Source organism: Paenibacillus enshidis (assembly GCF_042136365.1).
In the GTDB taxonomy this organism is placed as follows: Bacteria; Bacillota; Bacilli; order Paenibacillales; family Paenibacillaceae; genus Paenibacillus; species Paenibacillus enshidis.
Genome location: NZ_JBHHMI010000020.1, coordinates 46,408 through 67,274, shown reverse-complemented (window position 1 = coordinate 67,274; position 20,867 = coordinate 46,408). Strand labels below are relative to the sequence as shown.

Here is a 20,867-nt window from a genome sequence, read left to right as displayed (position 1 = left end):
AGATTGTGGAAGGAATAATTCCAACTGGTCCACTTGTATTTAGAGTCGTCTCCAAGCGTATTGCCCCACGAAGTCCTTTGCCAGTTTGAGCGTAACCGATCGACTATGCTGAACAAGCGTGGCTGCGATGTGAAAGAACTCCAGCCGGAACCTGGCAATCGTATAGCCACGATGAACCGGTTCGCAGCAGTCTCAGTTTGAATCGCTCGAACAAATTATAGGCGAGCAGTTTGATGAGCAAGTCCAGTTCGTTCGCTTTAAAATCACTTGTCACAATGCGGTCTATGGAGAATCCGTTCTTGGCTTCCTTGATGTAGTTCTCCATGCAGCAACGCTGATTGTAGAAGCGCCACACATCGATGGGCTCCCATTTCAAAGTGGTGACGATGGCTTCGTACTGCCAGTCGGTATCGAACATGACTCGGCTCTGGCCGTCATCGAACACTTGTGCTTTGCGAATGACGACCACACGACGCGGTTTCTTCCAGGACGTTGCTTGGTAGATCAAAGTGATCCCTTCGATAATCCAGTCTTCGTCGACGTATCGCGTCCAATACCGGCAGGTCTGGACTTCTTGAGCTAGCCGCTGAGTCCATTTCATCTTGCCGACATAACCGATTCCTTTGCTTTCCCAGAGACGGTAGAATTCTTCGCCACCGAAGCCTTTGTCAAATCGGGCGTACTTCACCTGACGTTCGCCGAGAAGTTCAAACGTTTGCTGCAAGAAGGCGATGGCATCCGTGGAAGAATGCGTGTTGCCCGGCCGGAGCATGGCATTCAGATTCAAGCGGGTCTTGCCTTCAAAGGCCAGCAGGGGATGGTAACTTTTGCGTCCAGGCTTATGGGAATTCACTCCCTTGGCCGCGCCGGACGGATTTCCGTATACGGTCTCCACGGTGGAATCCAGGTCGAGAATCAGATCCGTCGGCAAACAGGGCCGAAGGATTTCATGGTTCAGCGCCCGCAGTGCACTCACCAGTTCAGGCCGAGAGCCGAGCCTGCCCAGTTCTTTATACAGCAAAGTATTATGTGGACAGCGACCGCCAAGAAATCGCTTCAGGAGGGCGTCGTGTTGCAAGCGACGAAAATGAAAAATCCGCTCGCACCCAAGCACCCAGCCGACGAGGCGATAGAGCAAAATCCGGTACAGAGGAAAGAGCGCGTTGTGCGCGTTGCTGTTGGAGAGGCCCAGCATGGCCTCCGATAACTTGATTTTTTCGAGATAGTTCAGAAAGATTTTGATGCCGCCGAAGCTCGTGGCATGTTGTAAGGAAAATTCGGTCTTGATTTTGCTGATAGTTGTGGTAGACTCACCTAAAAGGTGCTCCTTTCTTTGTGGGTGATGTTTTGGACAAACACCATTCTACCAAAGATTAGAGCCCTTTTTTATATTTTCAGTCAGATGTACTTTCGAAATTTAGGTTCAAACTCTTAATCCATCCATAAAGAATCGCAATGGGTTAGAAACCCACTTCCTGGGGTGAAGAACGAGCTGAATCTTCAGCTTCAGTTCGGAATGTTCAAAGGGCAAGACTTTAAGTTCTCCACGTTCGATCTCCTCTATGGCAGCCATTTGGGGCAGAATTGATATACCATGTCCTGTTTTGATACTCCTTTTGATCGCTTCCGGATTACCGAGCTCGAGGCCAACTCGATAAGCAATTCCGTTTGCACGAAGCATTCTCTCTAACAGTTGCCTATAATTGCAGGTATGCTCAGGCATGATCCACTCCGCATCCATCAGATCATTCAGTTCGATTCTATGTCTGTCTAATAGCGGGTGGCCTGGATTGACAATCAGAACAAGCGGTTCTTCCCGAATGGTAAGCCATTTTAGATTAGAATCATAAGCATCGTCTGCCAATATAAGCCCTACATCCGCTTCCCCTTCCTTAACCTGCTGCAAAATGACCTCTTCACGATCCGTATGTAATCTTATATTCAGATTAGGATATTCTCTTCGGGTGGCCTGGATATAAGAAGCCAGAAAATAAGAAGCGATAGAATCCATGGTACTGATGGTTATTGAGCCCCCACCCTGCTGTGCCATCTTTTCCTTGGATTGCTCAAACAGCTCCAGCATCTGCCCAGCAAGCTTAAATAGTTCTTCCCCAGCGGACGTAAGCCGAATCTTATTATTGCTATAGCGCTCAAACAATTTGACATTATAAGCTTTCTCAAGCTTTTGAATTTGGGTTGTAACACTGGATTGTGCATAACCAAGCGCCTCTGCTGCTCTTGTAAAGCTTTGACGTATCGCTACTTCTCGAAAAGTCTGAAGATAGGTAAAGTCCATCCAAACCACCTCATCAAAAATATTGATTACAACCATCGCTTAATATAGATAACTATAATGCTAATTCCTATGTTACATTGAATTCACTCCAACTGAAAGGGTTTGCTAATCATGATGAAAGAGCATAACGTTTATGGAATTTTCATACCGGTGATCACCCCTTTTTCGAGTGACAACAAACTGGATATTCAGTCGTTTCATAAATACGTCAGCCATCTCGTAAGCCATGACATCCAGGGGCTGGTCATTAACGGTACTACGGGAGAGTCACCGACTGTACAATGGGAAGAAGTAAAACAGATGGTTGAAGTTACGCAGGACATCTTAACAAGCATGCAGAAAAAAATTCCAATCGTCGTTGGTACGGGTACAAACGATACTTACACAACGGTTAAACGCACAGAATTGGCGGCTGAATTAGGGGCGGATGCAGCAATGGTTGTTACTCCCTACTACAATAAGCCGACACAAGAAGGGATTCTGGAACATTTTCGCATGGCTTCCCAGGTCGGCTTACCTGTCCTTGTGTATGAAATCCCGGCTCGAACAGGAAGTCGAGTCACCGTGGATACCATGAGGAAAATAATGGACCTCGATGGGGTGATTGGACTGAAGGACAGCTCCGGCGGCCTTGAGTTGCTCTCCGCTTTGATGGAGTATGAGACAAAACCTGTACTCTGCGGACAAGATGAGTATTTCCATGCCATGTTGTGCCAGGGAGCCACAGGTGGAATGCTCGCATCCGCCAATATTCACACCAATCGTTTTATTGAGATATACCAGCGATTTGCTGCTGGTGATATTCATGGCTCCAGAGACGACTTCAAGACTCTGGAGCCCATGATCCATCATATATTTGAAGAGCCTGCCCCGGCTCCACTCAAGTGGTTGCTTACCCGGCAAGATATCATTGCAAATGAGCAGTTACGTCTGCCGCTTATGCCCGTAACGGAGGGGGTAAAACAAAGATTAATGGAGGTGCTCTCTGACGCCAGCGTTTATAGATAGGCACCGAGTTTTGCTGTCACTTCAATGAAATAGAGAGCATCCATCGTGGCGGTGTGTGATCGGAAGCCGCGGATATGAACAGGAAGAAGGGCCAGCCCACAATAGGATGGCCCTTCACGCGGATTGGTTGAATTCTTACTCCTCCTCGTCTTCCCAAAACACTTCTGTAAACTTATTTAACGGAAAAAGAGTAGGCACACTCCGGCCCGGAGTCTGCATAAACTCGACGAAATCCCGACCGACCTGAATTAAAGACCCCCGCAATTCGCCCATACCTTCCGCGATGGCAATCAATTCAAAAGGCTTCGTCCGTTTAACCCGTTCGTTCAGGACGATAAAGAAGAAGGTTGGGACCGCGACTACCGTGGTTCCGACTGTAAACGAGGACTTGGTCACGTTAGTGAGCTTGCCTGTCGTCTTAGTTAGCCACAGAGGTCCGGGCTGGAACACCGTAACCGTCCGCCCCACAAGCGGCTGCAGACGTTGAACCAGAGTAATGTTCTGCGGGGCCTGGCAGCTACGAATATTTTTCTTGCGCATTACATCTCCCCCTCTTAGATACTGTGTTGAATCTCTTAGTAATCTATGCTCGTCCCTGTTATTATGCTTGGGTATCCAAATATTTTTTGTTGCAATCTCAAATGAATGTGATAATATATGAAGTGCATGAAATTTGGAAAGCTGATATTCTGAATATCCGGGATCTTTCCAAGCAGATAATTTTTGACCACTCCTTAAGGATGTTAAGGCCATACGGACAGCCGGGTCAAATGCCGATTGGCAACTTTGTTGCCTTATTGATTGAGTTAAAAGCTCAAATTTTATAAGTTGGTTACTTTACAACCAGTGCATATGCACATCAACTTGTGAAACGATCAATAAGAGTGGTAAAAGTAATTATTTGCTATATAGACTCTGATCCTTTATTGATATATTCCGAATATTAAGAAGCTTTCTAACAAAAGTCCTGCTTTTATGATGCATGGATACGGAATACTTTTGTTACGGGGTTACCCTGTGCTTTTTTAATATGAATGATTATATCGAAGCAAGTGTGATGCGCAAGTGATGCGTTTTTGCACTTGCTTTTTTTGTTGTCAAAAATTGCAGGTGCGGATCGCACGTTGGTATCGATGGTTATGGAATTCCGCTTTAAACAAATCTATTACAGTTAGGGGATTGAGAAATGGCAAAAGCACTTATTATCGGCGCCGGGGGCGTAGCATCAGTAGCGGTTCACAAATGTGTTCAAAACAGTGAAGTATTTGAAGAAATCTGCATCGCCAGCCGTACAAAATCCAAATGTGACGAGCTGAAAGCGAAGCTGGACGGCGGCAAAACGAAAATTACCACTGCACAGGTGGACGCTAACAACGTGGATGAACTGGTTGCCTTGATTAACGAAGTGAAGCCGGATATCGTCATGAACCTGGCCCTGCCTTACCAGGATTTGACCATCATGGATGCTTGCCTTGCCACAAAAACACACTACATGGATACAGCAAACTACGAGCCTGAAGATACGGCAAAATTTGAATACAAATGGCAATGGGAGTACAAAGAGCGCTTCGAGCAAGCTGGAATCACGGCCCTGCTGGGCAGCGGCTTTGACCCTGGCGTAACAGGTGTATTCTCCGCTTACGCGCTGAAGCATTATTTTGACGAAATCGAATATATCGACATCCTGGACTGCAACGGCGGTGATCATGGCTATCCGTTTGCTACCAACTTCAACCCTGAAATCAATATCCGCGAGGTTTCTGCGAACGGAAGATATTGGGAGAATGGTGAATGGATCGAAACGAAGCCGATGGAAATCAAGCGTGAGTACAACTTCGCTGAAGTCGGCGAAAAAGACATGTACCTGCTGTACCATGAGGAGCTTGAATCCCTTGCCAAAAACATCCCTGGACTGAAGCGCATCCGGTTCTTCATGACCTTCGGCCAAAGCTATCTGACACATCTGAAGGCACTTGAAAACGTAGGAATGACTTCCATCGAGCCCATCGAATTCGAAGGCAAACAAATCATTCCGCTGCAATTCCTGAAGGCTGTACTTCCTGATCCGGCTTCCCTTGGACCACGTACGGTCGGAAAAACAAACATCGGCTGTATCTTCAAAGGGAAAAAGGACGGCAAAGACAAAACCTACTACGTGTATAACATTTGTGACCACCAGGAGTGCTATAAAGAAGTGGGCTCCCAAGCGATCTCTTATACAACTGGCGTTCCTGCCATGATCGGCGCTGCAATGGTCCTGACTGGCAAGTGGAATAAGCCGGGCGTATTCAATATCGAAGAATTTGATCCGGATCCATTCATGGAAGAGTTGAACAAATGGGGACTTCCGTGGGTAGAAGACTTTAATCCGGTGCTGGTTGACGAACTGCCTGCAGAAGAAAAAGAATCGGAGCTTGTTCGCTAAAATGCGATTCGAAGAACTGCCTACACCATGTTATGTTGTTGATGAAGAGCTTATCGAAAAAAATCTGAAAATCCTGAATGGTGTTATGCAGCGTACAGGAGCGAAGATTGTGCTGGCGCAAAAAGCGTTTTCCATGACAACCATGTACCCCCTCATCGGAAAATATTTGAGCGGCACAACCGCGAGCGGTTTATTCGAAGCACGTCTGGGTTATGAGGAAATGGGCAAAGAAAACCATGTCTTTGCCCCTGCTTACCGTGAGGATGAAATTGATGAAATTATATCCATTTGCGATCATATCATCTTCAATTCCTTCTCACAGCTGGAAAAGTTCAAAGACAAAGCCCTGCAGGCCGGCAGAAAAGTGGGCTTGCGCATCAATCCTGAATGCTCCACGCAAGAGGGGCATGAAATCTATGATCCATGCTCGCCAGGCTCCCGCTTTGGTGTGAAGAGCGAGGATTTCCGTTCGGAGTTGCTGGAGGGTGTATCAGGACTGCACTTTCATACCCTTTGCCAGCAAAACTCCGACGATCTGGAGACCACGTTGAACGCAGTGGAAGCCAGGTTCGGACAATGGCTGCCGCAAATGGAATGGATCAATTTTGGCGGCGGCCACCATATCACAAGAGAAGATTATGATATCCCGAGACTGGAAGCTTGCATTAAGCGTATGCAGGAGAAATACGGTCTGGAAGTCTATCTTGAGCCGGGAGAAGCCGTTGCGCTTAACGCAGGTTATCTGATCACATCGGTGCTTGATCTTCATAAAAACGGAATCGAGATTGCCATTCTGGACACCTCGGCCACCTGCCATATGCCTGATGTGTTGGAAATGCCCTATCGTCCTCCCCTCTTTGGTTCAGGTGAGCCTGGCGAGAAGCCATTCACCTATCGCCTGGGCGGGCAAACCTGTCTGACCGGTGATGTGATTGGAGATTATTCCTTCGACCAGCCATTAAAGAGCGGCGACAGATTGGTTTTTGGCGACATGGCGATTTACTCCATGGTGAAAACCAACACCTTCAACGGCATGGCCTTGCCGGCCATTGCAGTAAAGCATAAAGACGGTGATTGCCAAGTGGTGCGTGAATTTGGCTATCAGGATTTTAAAGTGAGACTGGCTTAATTGATCAGCGCATCAAGAAAACCGGATTCGAATATGAATCCGGTTTTTGCTTCAGTAACCTCTCATTGGTGTAAGGCTCGCTTTAAAGCCTCTTTATATTCTTTTACAAATCTCTGGCTGATTTCGGCAGCAGGGGCGTATTCTTCAAAGCCGTGAAAACATCCAGGATATAAATGAAACTCTGTTGGCACACCAGCCTGCGTTAGCCTTAATACATAATCGATGATTTCATCACGAAATGGATCCAGGTCACCAACACATGTGTATGTATACATGACTTTCGGCAAAACTGAAAATAATTCTTTAAGTTCAGGGTGCAGCTTTTCTTCCATAACCAACCATCCTTTTTCTGTTAACAGTGTAATCATTAAAATGATCAAAGCTAAAGTGACAAGTTTGTGAGAACTCGTGATCAAGCTTGAAAGGATTAGTCCTGGTCTTGGTTATTTCGCCAGGCTGCTTGTCCCATCAGCTTCCTCATGACAGTCAAGTATTTTTCTTCCGACTGGGCAAATCTCAGTTCAGCCATTTCTTCCGCGTCCGGGCCTGCGAGATAACGCAGCCGGTCCGACTCGTCGCAGGCGGCGCTGTAAACCTGCTCCGCAACCTGCTTCTCATCCGCATTTTCAAACGGATAGTTCATCATGGCGTTCATCATATGATCAAAGTATGATTGGTATGAAGCCGGAATGGACATATCCTGGGATGCAGACATGGTGTTCGAGGTAAAGCTCGTGGTTCGAATGGCTCCCGGTTCCACCAGCTTGACGGAAATATTTTGCGATTCAAGTTCATACGAAAGCGATTCCGTCAACCCTTCGATTGCATGTTTGGACGCGACATAAACGGACAAAAGTGGAGTTGCCGCAAAACCGACGCTTGAACTGATATTCACGATGGCCCCGCTGCCTTGCTCGCGAAAATAGGGTGTGATCGCCCTCATGACGTTCATGACACCAAAAACATTGGTCTCGAAAATCCCGCGGATGACATCCATCGGGGTCGCTTCGAAAATCGAGACGATGCTGACGCCAGCGTTGTTCACAACGGTGTCGATCCGGCCGAACCGGGCAGCCCCTGCCGCAATCGCCGCCTCGATGCTGGCTGGATTGGTAACATCAAGCTCTGTTACGAAGATCCGTTCGGGATATTCCGCTGCCAGGCTCTGATCCCCCGACAGGCGGTGAATGATACCTTATGACTTATACGGTTAAGGAAATTTCGCGAAAAATGGGTATTTCTCCGTACACCCTGCGTTTTTATGAGAAAGAAGGCGTGCTGCCGGTTGTTGAACGAAATGCGAACGGGGTACGCATGTTTAATGAACACTACCTCGATTGTATAGAGATGGTACAAGCCCTGCGTTCAACAGGTCTGCCTTTGGCAGAAATAAAACAATATGTGGAGCTTTATAAAAGCGGGGATAGTACACTGCCGGAAAGAAGAATCATGCTGGCACATCAGAAAAGCAAAGTCGAGGAACAAATCTCACTTCTCCTGAAGACGCTGGAAAAACTCAATTACAAGCTGGCGTTAATCGATGCCCAGGATAATAAATTCGAAAAGCTGCCATAAAATCGCAAAGCTTTTCATTGTACCCACACAAAAAAGGGACTTACACGTAATCCGTGCAAGTCCCTTTTACACACCGATTCACCCATGACAACGCCACAAGTGAGAATCGGCTGCTTACAGCCCGGTAGCGACTGGTTCCTTAATCCTTGCGGATTGATAAGCGGCGAGCGCCACCTCCACGGCTCTCATACCGTCCTCTCCGGTGATCGGTGCTTTGCCCTCTCGGATGGCACGGACAAAGCTGGCGATAAGTCCTTCATCCATATCGTCACCCCAGAACGAGTGCCGGTATCCATGCTGATCGGTATGCACATGCAGCTTCTGGTCCAGGGCATCAATGCTTAACGTTCCTTCAGAGCCGACAATTTCCAGCGTAACATCTCCCCAGGTTGGAAAAGTTTTGTTGCGTGACCAACTGCAGTCGAGCGTAGCGAATATTCCGTGCTCGAATTCCATCGTCAGAATGCCGCAATCGTCAATCGGGGTATCGGAAAAATGGCTGTCGATCTCCGCATACACCTCCCGAACCTCACATCCAGTGAGCCAGCGCATAATGTCGACGACATGTACGGTATGGTCCATGACCGCCCCGCCGCCGGACAAGGCATGTTCCACGAACCACCCTCCCGGATTTTGTCCGCGGTTTGTGCCTCTCATAGCGAGGATGCGTCCAATCCTGCCTTCATCGATCATTTCTTTCACCCTTACCATGCTGGAGTTATAGCGTACCGGAAAAGCCGTCTGCAGTATGACGCCATGCTGCCGGCACGCTTCAATCATCTCGACAGCATCCTTCACACTCGTGGACAGCGGCTTCTCACACAGCACATGCTTGCCGGCCTTGGCAGCGGCGATGACATGCTCTTTGTGATTCACATTTTCCGACGTTACAATGACACCCTCGATATCCTGCTCCAGCAGCTCACGGTAATCGGTGTAAAACTGCGTATCGAACGTTTCGGCAAATGGCCCGCCACGCGCAGCATCGTCATCGGCAATGCCCGCAAGGACGGCGTCGTTCAACTTTTTTAATGCTGATGCATAACTGTAGGCATGCATATGCGCAAAACTGATGATTCCGATCTTCATCGTCCAGCCTCCTCAGGATTAATGTTGCAGTGCGGAAGTTTTATGAATCAGTGTGACAGGTTTGCCCGTTTCCATAGACTCCAGTGCGGCCAGCGAGATGCGCAGCGCTTCCAGGCCGTCTTCCGCCGTGATCTGCGGCTCGCATCCTGTCGTTATACAATCCATGAAATGCTTCAGCTCACGATAATAAGTCCCTTCACAAAGCGGGCTTTCCGGTACGGCGACCCCCGGTCCGCCCTGCACCTCATTACGGCTAACGGCTGTAATCGGGTTATCTCGGGCACTGTCGAAATGAAGAACCCCATTTTTCCCCGCGATTTCAAAACTCATGGCAAACGATTCATGCGCCCATGTCCCTTCGACATGCGCAATGATTCCGCTCTGGAAGCGCAGTGTGACGAGCGCATAATCGGTCTGCCCATATACACGTCCGCGCAAACTTTTGGCATATACCCTGTCAACCTCGCCGAAGCACCAGCGCAAATAATCGAAATCATGAATGATCATATCAAGCGTCAGCCCGCCGCTTAACGAATAGTCTGCATACCAATTGTTCCACGCCCGCGGAAAAGCGCCGCCCCGGGAAGTCCTCACGACACCGATCTCCCCAAGATCACCTGCTTCTACAATGGCCCTGGCCTGCACATATTCAGGGAAGAAACGCAGCACATGCCCGACAAACAGCTTCACTCCGTGCTGCTTGCATACCGCAATCATTTCTTCCGCATCCGCAAGATGACGTGCAAGCGGTTTTTCGCAGATGACATGCTTGCCCGCCTGTGCAGCCTGAAGCACATAGGATTTATGAAGATAAGTAGGCAGGCACACATCCACCACATCGACATCTTCCAGAGCAGACATGGCTTCCTCGTAAGAAGCAAACGCTTGGGCATGCACCTCATCTGCCAGTGACTGCGCCCGGTCCGCCTGGATATCGACCACTCCTGCCACTTGCACGCCTTCCATCTGTCCATACGCATGGGCATGTGTACTGCCCATCGTTCCTGCGCCAATCAGCACAACCTTGATCACAACCCCATCTCCTTTGTCGCTCAGCCTTTGTTGCCTGTATTATCCTTTAATGCCGCTCATCGCAATACCTTCAATGAAATAACGCTGGAATCCTGCTTTCCCACAATAATGTATATGAGATCAAAAATTTGAAATGAATTAATGAATGACATCATGACGACAAATAGCAAACTGAGCGTAAGTAAAGGAAGTGTTATCCGAAACAACTCGCGTATTTTTCCTGCCCCGTCGATCGCGGCTGCTTCGTAACAGGAACTCGATTTTTCCTGCAATCCGGCCGGTAGAATGACAGCACTGTACCCGATGCCGCTCCAGACGCTGATGAGAATGCCCCAACCTTTCTGTAAACAAGTAAAATGACACGTATGCTTTCTTGGATGCGTATAACGTACTAACAAACTCCCCCCTTCCGGTATTTCAGCATCGGCCCATCATTATCCACATATTTCCATTTTATAGACGAACTTTATAGTACAATGGGGTGAGATAAATGTGCAGGAGCGTATGTCCACGTTGGAAGACGTTTGAATGGAGGCAGGCTTGTGAAACTAAGCAGAAATAAATACATAAACCTACTGGGACTGATCTTCATTGTGGTCCTCTTGAATATCCTTCTGTTCATGCCTGGGTGGATTGACCTAGGAGCTCAGACAAGCCCATTGGGGATCGCGTTTACGGTAACCTGGGTGGTGGCGAATATTCTGGTGCTCCTATACGGTTGCTATATGACCTTCTTCAAACCTCCTGCAGCGGTACCAGTCAAAACAATAGAGACACATGAGGACTACCTGAAAGCGCTGAACTACTATAAGAGCATTAAAGCTCTGGAAGAGGACGTTACACTTGTCATTTCGCAATTGGAGCGGATGAAGAAGAAGCGTGAAGCCTTCCTGAATGTTCTGAACCACCGTTTTGAAGCCGGGGAGATGAGCTACAAGAAGTTCGCTTCGGTGGCTCAGGAGGTGGAGAAGCTGCTGTATTTGAATGTCCGGAGTATTCTGAATCGCCTGCATGTCTTTGACAAGGCCGAGTACGGCAGCATGATGAATAACAGACCCAAGGGCCTCTCACCAGAGATGATTCAGAAGAAGAACAAGGTCTACAGCGATTATTTGACTTATCTCAAAACCTCGCTGAATACGAATGAGGAGATTTTGCTCAAGTTGGACCAGCTCATGCTTGAAATCTCACGCCTGGACAGCTTCGAGGAAGGGGACATCGAACAAATGCCTTGCATGAAGGAGATTGATCTTCTGATCAAGCAAACCAAACTATATAGAGATTAAGGAGGGTCAAGCATGACCAAGCGAAGCAAGTTCTTTTTGGTATCCGGCCTCTTGCTGGTACTCGTGTTCGGACTGGTATATTTCGGAATATCTTTTTTCAATAGTATTAGTGGAAAAACGGATACACAGTTAAGTATGGAGCAGGCCTCGCGCAAGCTGAACAAATTGTACACCGATATTGCCCCCTCCGTTGCTGAGCCGATTAAAGGACAGATCGATCTGGACCCGGTGAACCTTGCGGACTCCCTGCCGGATACATCCAAGTTTGCAGTGGCTGTGGAGAATACAACGCCGCAGTATGTTGAAATCTTCTCCTCAACCGAGAAATCCGGCAGCGGAGTCGACGGATGGCTGACTGAAGCAGCGAAGGACTTCAATAAGGCCAGGATCACGGTGAACGGCAAGCCGATCTCCGTAAAGATCCGCAATATCGCATCAGGGACAGCTACGGATTATATCAAATCAGGCAAGTACGTGCCCGGCGGCTTTACGCCTTCCAATGAATTGTGGGGAGCCATGGTCAAGGCCAGCAATGTAAAGACAGAACTGATTACCAAGCGTCTTGTCGGCAATGTGCCCGGAATCGTGATTTCCAAAAATAAGTATGACAGTCTGAAAACCAGCTATGGAGACGTAAATGTGAAGACCGTCATCGAAGCCATTGACAAAAATGAACTGGCCATGGGTTATACCGATCCGTTCGCCAGCTCCACTGGTTTGAATTTTCTTATTACAGCCCTGAATTCCTTTGATAGCTCCAAGCCGCTCGGCCCGGAGGCTGTACAGCGCTTTGAGCAGTTCCAGGCGAACGTTCCGTTCACTGCCTCGACTACGCTGCAAATGAGGGAAGCGGCCCAGTCCGGACGGCTGGATGCTTTTGTGCTTGAGTACCAGACCTTCGTGAACACACCGGAGCTGCAGGGTAGCTATGTATTTACGCCGTTTGGCTCAAGACATGACAGTCCCCTGTATGCTCTGGGGGACCTGCCGAAGCAGAAGAAGGATATTCTCCGCAAATTCGGAGAATTCGTGACCCAGGCAAAATATCAGAAGTCTGCGGAGAAATTCGGATTTAACGGTCTCCAGGATTATACTTCAGAGTTGGACGGGATCGATGGCAGTACACTGCTTGCTGCCCAGAAGGTATGGAAAGAGAAGAAAAACAGCGGTCGCCCCATTGCCGCCGTATTCGTGACGGACGTGTCAGGAAGTATGGATGGAGAACCCCTGAACCGGTTAAGGGAATCTCTCATTCAAGGACAGAAATATCTGGGGGCTGATAACAGTATCGGTCTTGTCTCCTATTCAAGTGATGTGACCATACAGCTGCCGATTGCCAAATATGATACCAACCAGCAATCGATGTTCGCAGGCTCGGTAGGCAGTCTTTCCGCAGGAGGTGGGACAGCGACCCTCAATGGTGTTGTAGTCGGTCTGAAGATGCTGGAGGACTACATGGTATCGAATCCGAATGTCAAACCACTCCTGTTCGTATTAAGTGACGGAGAGACGAATGAAGGTCATTCACTGCGGGAAATCCGTGAGCTGATCGAAGCCTACAAGATTCCGATTTATACGATCGGATACAATGCGAATCTTGACGCTCTGCAAACGATTTCCAGTATTAACGAGGCTGCCAGCATCAATGCAGACACCGACGATGTAGTTTACAAGATCGGCAATCTGTTTAACGTGCAGATGTAATTGCATAACAACCTATCCGCCGTCTGATGATCGGGAGCAGGTCCGTACGCTTATAAGGGGGAGTTAATATGTCATCATTTACTATGGAAATCCCAAGTGAACAAGAGATTCAAGCAGTGATTGAGGAAGAAACGAAGCCTGTTCCGGCCGAAGTCGCCGAGCTGCAGGCTGTGGCGAAATCCAATGTAGAGATGATCATGACACTGGACATGGATTCGCTGGATAAACGCCGCGAAATTATGAAATCCATTGAGAGCTTCGGGTTGAATACGATGGGATCCTCCTCGAAGAAAAACGCCCTGCTTCAGGTGTCTGTCGGACATTTGTCCAAGACCGGAGACGAAGGCGGTCAGGTGGCCAAGGATTTGACAGAGCTGCATATTCAGCTCAAGGATTTGGATCCGAGTATCATTGATTTTGCGAAAAAAGGCCTGCTCGGTAAATTGTTCAACCCGCTTCGCGCTTACTTTCTGAAATTCGAACGAGCCGATTCCGTAATCGGGGATATCGTGAATTCGCTGAATAAGGGCAGAGCTATCCTGAAGAATGATAATACAACGCTGGAGATTGAGCAGCAGAGCTTGCGTGAGCTGACCAAGAGATTGCAGAAGGAAATTCAGCTTGGCATGCTGATGGATGAGTCCATAGATGCGCAAATTGAAGCAGCCAAGCTGCGTGACGAGGATCCTGAGAAAATCCGCTTCATTACCGAAGAGGTGCTGTTCCCTCTCCGGCAGCGGGTCATGGATTTGCAGCAGATGCTGGTCGTCAATCAACAGGGAATCATGGCCATTGAAGTGGTTATCCGCAATAACAAGGAACTGATTCGCGGGGTCGATCGTGCAAAGAACGTAACGGTGTCTGCCTTGAAGATCGCCGTTACCGTAGCCAGCGCGCTTTATAATCAGAAGATTGTGCTCAAGAAGATTGAGCTGCTGAATCAGACGACTAATAATCTGATCTCCGGCACCTCCCGGCTGCTCAAAAACCAGGGGGCAGACATTCAGAAGCAGGCGCTGGAGGCCAGCATTTCCGTAGACACGATGAAGCAGGCCTTCAGCGATGTTCTGGCAGCGCTCGACTCGATCAGCACCTATAAGCAGGAGGCGCTTCCGCGTATGCGGCAGACGATTGATCAATTTCGCGAGCTGGCAGACACTGGTGAGCAGCAGATCCGGCGTCTGGAGAAGGGCCAGAAGCTCGGGTTGTAGGCTCAAACAGAGCAGCAGGCCCCTCTTTGGGATATCGAATCCCTTTAGATGCGTCAACCCTTGGAATAGCCTGGGCATAACTAAGTTCGATGGCTTTCAAGCTTTGGACATCATGGTGCTTATTACCCGGACCGGGCCGATAAGTCCGCTTGGTTCCTGCTGTGCAAAGGACGACAAGAAGTCACGCTGATCTTTCACCAGTGTATTTGTAACCTCGATGACCAGCTTGTTTTTGCCTTTCTTTAACAGACCGTTGATCTCCAGGTGGTAAGGCGGACAAATGCGGACACCTATTGGCTCGCCGTTTAACCATACCTCTGCCGTTTCATAGACCTTACCCAAATCCAGCAGTGCCTGGTTCGCGGATTCGTTCCATTCAAATTCCGTTTCATAACGAAAAGTGCCAGTAAACCGTGGCAATTCATCAGGACCACTCATGTTCGTTAAGGCCGTCAGTTTTCCCCATTCCGTGAAATGAGGATAATGTTCGGCATCTGCGGTACAAACAGTCCATTCGCCTTGAAGCTCAAGAACCGACCTTAAAATAAGCTGCGGCAGAGCAGCAAAACCTTTAATAACATCTCCATGGAGCAGTACGATGGAATCATAGGGATGAAGAATAAGCTCAACAGCATTCCTGTCCCTCTCCCTGTTCACATTCAATTGGGTCAACTGATTCTGAAAGGCATCATAAGCATATACACCATCTTCGACGGGTAATACAATCTTCGTGCGGATGATTCGGTGAGGGTGTTCATTAAAGAACATAAAAACATCCAAATCGTCATGAAGATAGTGATAGTTTCGAAGGTATGGTTCATATGTTTCGACGTCAATATCGTAATGTCCATCTACAATCAGTTCTTGTGCCAGTTTGTCTAGGGTAGTCACCTTCACATTCAGGTGACCGGCAAGACAAGACAGCTCGTCAGAAACATCCATGCCCTCGCTCGATCGTACAGGCAGCCCGTCAACAAAACGGACGGGTAATCCCTGTTCGGCAAACTGGACCAACCGCCGCACCATCGACGCAGGAAGAGCTTCTGCATAAGGCACGATCAGACACTCGTAATCCTCCTGATTTACATACAGCTTGTTGTCTTTCACGCTGGCTGTTTCCAAAAGAACATCAACAGGAAGAACGTCACAGTCGATCTGATGCTGCATCAATTTCTTCATGGGCTTATGAAAATACATCGCCTCCCCGGACCATTCGGCTTCAGCGTGATATAGAACGGCTGCGGTCGCCACATGCCTTCCGCCCGAAATCAGGTGACTAATCCGATTGATATAGCGATTTAAATGCTTGTAGTAACGGTACTGTGGATTTTTCCCGCTCGCATACATATGTGGTGGACAATCCGGATCCGGAAAAGCTTTTTGGGTAAAGGCATGCGGTACAAAATAATTGACACCCCGAACGAGCATATGGTCTGTGAGCCATTTCATCAGCTTCAGGCCTTCCGTCCAGCCATATGCCCCATACACTTCACACATCGTCCGGCCTTGTTTTTTCGGATCGATATGTCCAAGAGACACACCAAGCTTGCCGAGGCCATAGTGAAAGAATTCGCTGTCCGTCTCTCCCGTTGGTTGGCGGAAAGACAATTCATCGAAGCCGGGAACGATCTGCCACAGCACCACGTCGATGCCCGACATATCTTGCCCCCAGAGCGAGCGGAAGAAATGTCCGGCGCCGGGGCCAAGCCTTGCATGAACATTGTTGTCCTCCAGTACATGCCCGATGTATTCTACCCCGCGGGCTCTGCACCATGCTCCGATTTGGCTGCAGAAGTTTTCCGCGTAGAGCTTGCTGACAATATCCATATAGGCGTACCGCACGATATTCGACTGTTCTCCAACATCCTGCCAGAGAAGATATAAAAGCTTACGAAAGTCCGTACCTAACGCCTGTTCAAGCAAAGCTGGCATCTCCCGGCTCCACGGAAGCGTCACTCCCTGTTTTCCGGGTTTAGAATTGAAGTCAAAGGTTTTCTCATCATTGTAAAATCCGGGTTCATCTGAAAAGAAACCGGCAAATGTCTTTCCGAAATCCACTTTGTACCGTTCGTAAAAAGCTTCATATACCGTATCAAGCAAAATACGAACGGAATCCCGATCCAGCGGGTTCAAATAATCCTTCTGCTCTTTACTGCCGCCATGCTTATTTTCTGAAATAATAAATACTCGCCAATAGCCTTCAGGGATATCCCAATAAAGGATACCGTCATGTACAAGTTCAGTGATGTCGATACAGTCACTGAGCAATGCTCCATTGGATGGATTACGGCGTACCGCGACAACTGAAATCAGCTTGTTTTTGCCACTCGCGTTTTGGCTATGCGAGATGGTCGGCCGAAGCCCGCACATCAGTAAGGTATCCAGCAACAGAGATGCTCCCTTGGCAGGACCGAGGGTATCGATATAACGTTCACCCAAAAACAACCGATGAAGCTCTTCCGGAGCCTCCTTCACCTTGCCTCCCGCATGTCCTGTTGGAAAATGATCGTCATCAAGAATCCATACCTTCATGCCGCGCGCCTGGGCTTCCTCCATAATAATATCCATATCCGTCCACCATTTCGGTCCGAGAAAGTCCGGATGGGGGCGGGACTCCACGCAAACGGCCCCGATTCCGGCTTCATGCACACGAGCCATCTCTCCCCGAATCGCCTGTTCTTCCTCGCCATGCTGCCAGAGAAAAGGAAGAATATAATTTTGTTCTTGACCCGCAAGCACTTCCATTAGACGATTTCTCATGATTGCCCCTTCTTCACTTTCTCATGCCATTCCCTGGCACGCTTCGTAACTTCTTCACCCCCCGTTTGATTCCACTTGTCGACGAATTCGTCGAACTTACTGATCGGATACTGCCCGAGGATAATCTTGGTGGCATATTCCACGTACAGCGTACGATTGTTAATGTCCGGGAAGCCTTCATACACACTGGCCGGCAGACCGTCACCTGCTATTTCTTTGGCGTACTTCTGAGCTTCCTTCATATTCCGGGTGACCTGATCAATGGCCCACTTATTGTCTTCCGATGCGCTGCTATTGGTGAGATCAATCATCATATCCAGTGTCGAAACGCTCGTAACTGGATTAAGAATCAGATTCTCCTGAGTGCTCTTGTCATCAGGAAGCTTGACGGCTTTGCCGTCCTTCATCGTATGGTGCATGCCTTCCACACCAAGGAACAGATCCTTCCAATTTTTCTTATCATACATATTGTTCAGCAGCTTCAGGGTGGCCATCAGCTTTATCTCATCCTTATTATTCTTGACAACCCATTGAGGAGGAGCAAATTTTTTCATCGTGTAGAAGCCTTTATAACCCGGCACTTCCGGGATGGGAAGTACTTCGAATTCAGCCTTCACACTAGTGTTTTTATACAAATTTTCAAAAACCAGGTTCCCGTGTTCTACCCAATGGAAATAGTTGCCTACCTTATTCGAATATATCTTTCCGTCCCACTTATCCTTTGTGTTTAACAGCGATTCCTTGTCTATTAAGCCTTCCTTGTACAGCTTGGCGATGAACTCCAAAGCCGCTTTCATATTCGGAGTCACTGCGGAATAAGTCAGCTCGCCATCGTAGATGTCCCATTCCGGATAACCTTCGAACATGGCAACCCCGTACATGGCAAACAAATGATCCATCCAGCGTGCCTGTTCCCGGCCACCTGTTGGGAGCTCATCCTTCTGTCCGTTGCCGTTGGGGTCCTGATCCCGGAATGCCTCCAGCACCTTTACGTATTCATCCTGGGTCTTCGGCATCGGCAGACCCACCTTGTCGAGCCAATCCTGGCGGATCATGCCGGCGTATCTTCCGTATTCCACCACACCGGGGATATAATAGATTCTTCCCTGACCGGTAGGGTCGTTCGCCTTGACCACCTTCCACATATCTTCCGGGATGGCCTTCAATACATTGGGTGCATATTTTGGCAGCAGTTCTGTCAGGTCGGCGATCGCACCGTTTTTAGCCAAATTGTCTTCAATGCCCTGCTGGGGTATGAACATATCCGGCATTTCATTAGCGGCGATTTTCAGATTTAACTGATTCAGGTAGTTGGTCCCCCCGTTCCATTCCACATACGGATGGATAACACCCACACCAAGCTTTTCCTTATAAAATTCATACAGCTTGCTGCCTTTGGTGACCGGCTGATAACCGATGTTCGTTCCCCACACTTCAATATCGACAACTCCGTCAGAGGACTCATTCTGGTCAGCAGCTGATGAGCCTCCGGATCCGCTGCAACCGCTTACAGTAGTAATTGCAAGGATACCTGCCGTTAATAATAATCCAATCTTTTTGAAATTCATCTTTTCTCCCCCTTCACCCTTTAACGGAGCCGATCATGGCTCCTTTGACAAAATATTTCTGCAGGAACGGATACACCAAAATAATTGGAATGATGGCAAAAATAACGGTCGCCGCTCTTAAGGTCCGCTCGTTATAGTTAAGGTTAGACGTTGATGCGGCACCAGCCATAATGACGTTATCGTCGGTGATGAACTGCCGGATCTTGATCTGCAGCGGAAACCAGTTAGGATCCTGCAGGAAAAAAAGCGGATGCTGAAATTGGTTCCACAACACCACACCATAAAATAAAGCAAGGGTTGCCAGTACGGCCTTGGACAGTGGAAGCACAAATTGGAACAGCATGCGGAAATATCCGCAGCCCTCAAGCAAGGCCGCTTCCTCCAATTCCTTGGAGAATTGCTTGAAGAAGGTTCTCATGATGATTAAATTGAATGGATTCAAAATATGCGGCACGACCAAAACTAGCGGATTATCATAAAGGCCGATACTGCGGACCGTCAGGAAGTATGGCACGATAGGCGCTTTGAAGATCATGGCAATCACAACACCCACCATAATGACAGAGCCCCAGCGGAACTCGGATTTCGACAGCGGGTATGCGAACAAGGCGGTCATCAAAAGTGCCAATACCGTTCCGATTACTGTCGAGCCGAGTGTCAGGAAAAACGATTTCCATAAGTCGGGACGGTCGATAATGTGCTTCCATGAGTCAAACGTAAATTGCTTCGGCCATAATGTTACCAGGTTCATGTCCACAGCACTTTTGGAACTGAACGAGGTCGCGATTACGGACAGGAGCGGTATGATTGCTATGATAGAAAACAGGATGAGAAAGACGGTGATTGCTGTAACGAATACTTTTTCCCCTCTCGATTCAAGCATATCTACCATAACCCCCCATCCGACACTTTCTTCGACAGCCTATTGAAGGTGTACACCATCATAAATCCAATCACCGATTGAAACAGCCCTACCGCCGTAGCAAAGCTGTACTGCCCCTGCTGAATGCCGGTCCGGAACACATACGTATCCAGAATATCTCCTACGTTATAGGTCATCGGAGTGAGCAGATTGTATACTTGATCAAAGCCAAGATCGAGGAAATTGCCTATTTCGAGCAAGAACAGTACCAGAACGGTAGGCAAAAGAAGCGGAAATGTAATGTGGCGGATTTGCCTGAGCTTGGAGGCACCGTCGATCATCGCCGATTCATAGAGCTGCGGATCGATCGCGCTAATGGCGGCCATATACACCACCGTTCCCCATCCGGCGTCTCTCCATATCGAAGCAAGCACGTAAATAGGCCTAAAGTATGCGCTTTCTTGCATGGCCAACACAGCTTCCTGACTAAACCACCCGATGATCATGTTGAACAAACCGCTTAACGAAAAGAAATCGAAGAGAATACCGCCAACGATCACCCAGGATAAAAAGTGCGGAATGTACAGCGCGGTCTGGATTCCTTTCTTCAACACCGATTTTCGAATCTCATTGATCATCAGTGCCAGCAAAACGGGCACCGGGAAAATCACGAAGAGCTTGAAAAATCCCAGCATGAGTGTATTGCCGAACACGCGGGCAAAGTCCGGATGGTGAAGCAGCGTACTAAAATGTTTGAAACCTACCCAGGGACTATCGATGAACCCTTGGAAAACCGAATAGTCCTTGAAGGCGATGACAGCACCAAGCAGCGGAATGAATTTAAATACCATGAGAAAAATAATCCCTGGCAGCGCCATCACATACAATGGCCAGAAAACTTTTAAATGATGAGCAGAACTGC

General features: G+C 48.3%; 18 protein-coding genes and 1 pseudogene. 7 read left to right on the top strand and 12 right to left on the bottom strand.

Going from position 1 to position 20,867, the window contains the following annotated elements; genetic code table 11:
• Positions 1 to 39 precede the first annotated feature (39 nt).
• Positions 40 to 1,297: pseudogene (locus tag ACE41H_RS18920) on the bottom strand (IS1380 family transposase).
• Between the two features lie 126 nt (positions 1,298 to 1,423).
• Positions 1,424 to 2,296, bottom strand: coding sequence for a LysR family transcriptional regulator (locus ACE41H_RS18915; protein ID WP_375357126.1), 873 nt, complete (start codon positions 2,294 to 2,296; stop codon positions 1,424 to 1,426).
• 111 nt (positions 2,297 to 2,407) lie between these two features.
• Here ACE41H_RS18915 and dapA point away from each other — a divergent pair, with 111 nt between their 5' ends.
• Entirely contained in the window at positions 2,408 to 3,304 is an 897-nt protein-coding gene (gene dapA / locus ACE41H_RS18910) for a 4-hydroxy-tetrahydrodipicolinate synthase (RefSeq protein ID WP_375357124.1), read from the top strand.
• Positions 3,305 to 3,439: 135 nt separating this feature from the next.
• Here dapA and ACE41H_RS18905 read toward each other — a convergent pair whose 3' ends face one another.
• Complete coding sequence (locus ACE41H_RS18905) at positions 3,440 to 3,844, bottom strand: hypothetical protein (protein ID WP_375357122.1); 405 nt, start codon at positions 3,842 to 3,844, stop codon at positions 3,440 to 3,442.
• Positions 3,845 to 4,490: 646 nt separating this feature from the next.
• On the opposite strand from ACE41H_RS18905, the gene ACE41H_RS18900 reads away from it, so the two are divergent.
• Positions 4,491 to 5,729: a saccharopine dehydrogenase family protein gene (locus tag ACE41H_RS18900; RefSeq protein ID WP_375357120.1), complete on the top strand. Its 1,239-nt coding sequence runs from the start codon at positions 4,491 to 4,493 to the stop codon at positions 5,727 to 5,729.
• 1 nt (position 5,730) lies between these two features.
• Positions 5,731 to 6,858 carry a carboxynorspermidine decarboxylase gene (gene nspC, locus ACE41H_RS18895; protein WP_375357118.1) on the top strand — a complete coding sequence of 376 codons (1,128 nt, stop codon included), beginning with the start codon at positions 5,731 to 5,733 and terminating at the stop codon, positions 6,856 to 6,858.
• 62 nt (positions 6,859 to 6,920) lie between these two features.
• On the opposite strand, the gene ACE41H_RS18890 is transcribed toward nspC, so the two are convergent.
• Complete coding sequence (locus tag ACE41H_RS18890; RefSeq protein ID WP_375357150.1) at positions 6,921 to 7,226, bottom strand: alpha/beta hydrolase; 306 nt, start codon at positions 7,224 to 7,226, stop codon at positions 6,921 to 6,923.
• Between the two features lie 59 nt (positions 7,227 to 7,285).
• Positions 7,286 to 8,020 carry an SDR family NAD(P)-dependent oxidoreductase gene (locus ACE41H_RS18885; protein ID WP_375357149.1) on the bottom strand — a complete coding sequence of 245 codons (735 nt, stop codon included), beginning with the start codon at positions 8,018 to 8,020 and terminating at the stop codon, positions 7,286 to 7,288.
• A gap of 35 nt (positions 8,021 to 8,055) precedes the next feature.
• Here ACE41H_RS18885 and ACE41H_RS18880 point away from each other — a divergent pair, with 35 nt between their 5' ends.
• Positions 8,056 to 8,433 carry a MerR family transcriptional regulator gene (locus ACE41H_RS18880; RefSeq protein WP_375357116.1) on the top strand — a complete coding sequence of 126 codons (378 nt, stop codon included), beginning with the start codon at positions 8,056 to 8,058 and terminating at the stop codon, positions 8,431 to 8,433.
• Positions 8,434 to 8,547: 114 nt separating this feature from the next.
• On the opposite strand, the gene ACE41H_RS18875 is transcribed toward ACE41H_RS18880, so the two are convergent.
• The 3 genes from ACE41H_RS18875 to ACE41H_RS18865 are packed head-to-tail and all read right to left on the bottom strand — an operon-like array spanning position 8,548 to position 10,952.
• Positions 8,548 to 9,522, bottom strand: coding sequence for a Gfo/Idh/MocA family protein (locus tag ACE41H_RS18875; RefSeq protein ID WP_375357114.1), 975 nt, complete (start codon positions 9,520 to 9,522; stop codon positions 8,548 to 8,550).
• A gap of 18 nt (positions 9,523 to 9,540) precedes the next feature.
• Entirely contained in the window at positions 9,541 to 10,554 is a 1,014-nt protein-coding gene (locus ACE41H_RS18870; RefSeq protein ID WP_375357112.1) for a Gfo/Idh/MocA family protein, read from the bottom strand.
• A gap of 56 nt (positions 10,555 to 10,610) precedes the next feature.
• Complete coding sequence (locus ACE41H_RS18865) at positions 10,611 to 10,952, bottom strand: carbohydrate ABC transporter permease (RefSeq protein WP_375357111.1); 342 nt, start codon at positions 10,950 to 10,952, stop codon at positions 10,611 to 10,613.
• 144 nt (positions 10,953 to 11,096) lie between these two features.
• Here ACE41H_RS18865 and ACE41H_RS18860 point away from each other — a divergent pair, with 144 nt between their 5' ends.
• The 3 genes from ACE41H_RS18860 to ACE41H_RS18850 all read left to right on the top strand — a co-directional run bounded on the left by ACE41H_RS18860 (position 11,097) and on the right by ACE41H_RS18850 (position 14,755).
• Positions 11,097 to 11,840 (top strand): hypothetical protein, encoded by a 744-nt coding sequence (locus ACE41H_RS18860; protein ID WP_375357110.1) that lies wholly within the window; start codon positions 11,097 to 11,099, stop codon positions 11,838 to 11,840.
• A 12-nt stretch (positions 11,841 to 11,852) separates the two neighbouring features.
• Positions 11,853 to 13,544: a vWA domain-containing protein gene (locus tag ACE41H_RS18855; protein WP_375357109.1), complete on the top strand. Its 1,692-nt coding sequence runs from the start codon at positions 11,853 to 11,855 to the stop codon at positions 13,542 to 13,544.
• Between the two features lie 68 nt (positions 13,545 to 13,612).
• The gene (locus ACE41H_RS18850) at positions 13,613 to 14,755 is read left to right on the top strand and encodes a toxic anion resistance protein (RefSeq protein ID WP_375357108.1); all 1,143 of its coding nucleotides are present in this window, start codon (positions 13,613 to 13,615) and stop codon (positions 14,753 to 14,755) included.
• Between the two features lie 96 nt (positions 14,756 to 14,851).
• Here ACE41H_RS18850 and ACE41H_RS18845 read toward each other — a convergent pair whose 3' ends face one another.
• Genes ACE41H_RS18845 through ACE41H_RS18830 form a run of 4 tightly spaced genes read right to left on the bottom strand, consistent with a single transcriptional unit; the run spans position 14,852 to position 20,823 of the window.
• Entirely contained in the window at positions 14,852 to 17,515 is a 2,664-nt protein-coding gene (locus ACE41H_RS18845) for a glycosylhydrolase-like jelly roll fold domain-containing protein (RefSeq protein WP_375357107.1), read from the bottom strand.
• The gene (locus ACE41H_RS18840; RefSeq protein WP_375357106.1) at positions 17,512 to 19,083 is read right to left on the bottom strand and encodes a type 2 periplasmic-binding domain-containing protein; all 1,572 of its coding nucleotides are present in this window, start codon (positions 19,081 to 19,083) and stop codon (positions 17,512 to 17,514) included. The genes ACE41H_RS18845 and ACE41H_RS18840 overlap by 4 nt, the downstream gene beginning before the upstream one ends.
• 13 nt (positions 19,084 to 19,096) lie before the next feature.
• The gene (locus ACE41H_RS18835) at positions 19,097 to 19,966 is read right to left on the bottom strand and encodes a carbohydrate ABC transporter permease (protein ID WP_375357105.1); all 870 of its coding nucleotides are present in this window, start codon (positions 19,964 to 19,966) and stop codon (positions 19,097 to 19,099) included.
• A 2-nt stretch (positions 19,967 to 19,968) separates the two neighbouring features.
• Positions 19,969 to 20,823 carry an ABC transporter permease gene (locus ACE41H_RS18830; RefSeq protein WP_375357148.1) on the bottom strand — a complete coding sequence of 285 codons (855 nt, stop codon included), beginning with the start codon at positions 20,821 to 20,823 and terminating at the stop codon, positions 19,969 to 19,971.
• Positions 20,824 to 20,867 lie beyond the last annotated feature (44 nt).

Coding starts and splice junctions, on each gene's coding strand:
- ACE41H_RS18875 (WP_375357114.1), bottom strand. CDS start 9,522: ATGAAGATCGGAATCATCAGTTTTGCGCATATGCATGCCTACAGTTAT.
- ACE41H_RS18915 (WP_375357126.1), bottom strand. CDS start 2,296: ATGGACTTTACCTATCTTCAGACTTTTCGAGAAGTAGCGATACGTCAA.
- ACE41H_RS18850 (WP_375357108.1), top strand. CDS start 13,613: ATGTCATCATTTACTATGGAAATCCCAAGTGAACAAGAGATTCAAGCA.
- ACE41H_RS18855 (WP_375357109.1), top strand. CDS start 11,853: ATGACCAAGCGAAGCAAGTTCTTTTTGGTATCCGGCCTCTTGCTGGTA.
- ACE41H_RS18840 (WP_375357106.1), bottom strand. CDS start 19,083: ATGAATTTCAAAAAGATTGGATTATTATTAACGGCAGGTATCCTTGCA.
- ACE41H_RS18905 (WP_375357122.1), bottom strand. CDS start 3,844: ATGCGCAAGAAAAATATTCGTAGCTGCCAGGCCCCGCAGAACATTACT.
- ACE41H_RS18830 (WP_375357148.1), bottom strand. CDS start 20,823: ATGGCGCTGCCAGGGATTATTTTTCTCATGGTATTTAAATTCATTCCG.
- ACE41H_RS18845 (WP_375357107.1), bottom strand. CDS start 17,515: ATGAGAAATCGTCTAATGGAAGTGCTTGCGGGTCAAGAACAAAATTAT.
- ACE41H_RS18890 (WP_375357150.1), bottom strand. CDS start 7,226: ATGATTACACTGTTAACAGAAAAAGGATGGTTGGTTATGGAAGAAAAG.
- nspC (WP_375357118.1), top strand. CDS start 5,731: ATGCGATTCGAAGAACTGCCTACACCATGTTATGTTGTTGATGAAGAG.
- ACE41H_RS18835 (WP_375357105.1), bottom strand. CDS start 19,966: ATGCTTGAATCGAGAGGGGAAAAAGTATTCGTTACAGCAATCACCGTC.
- ACE41H_RS18900 (WP_375357120.1), top strand. CDS start 4,491: ATGGCAAAAGCACTTATTATCGGCGCCGGGGGCGTAGCATCAGTAGCG.
- dapA (WP_375357124.1), top strand. CDS start 2,408: ATGATGAAAGAGCATAACGTTTATGGAATTTTCATACCGGTGATCACC.
- ACE41H_RS18880 (WP_375357116.1), top strand. CDS start 8,056: ATGACTTATACGGTTAAGGAAATTTCGCGAAAAATGGGTATTTCTCCG.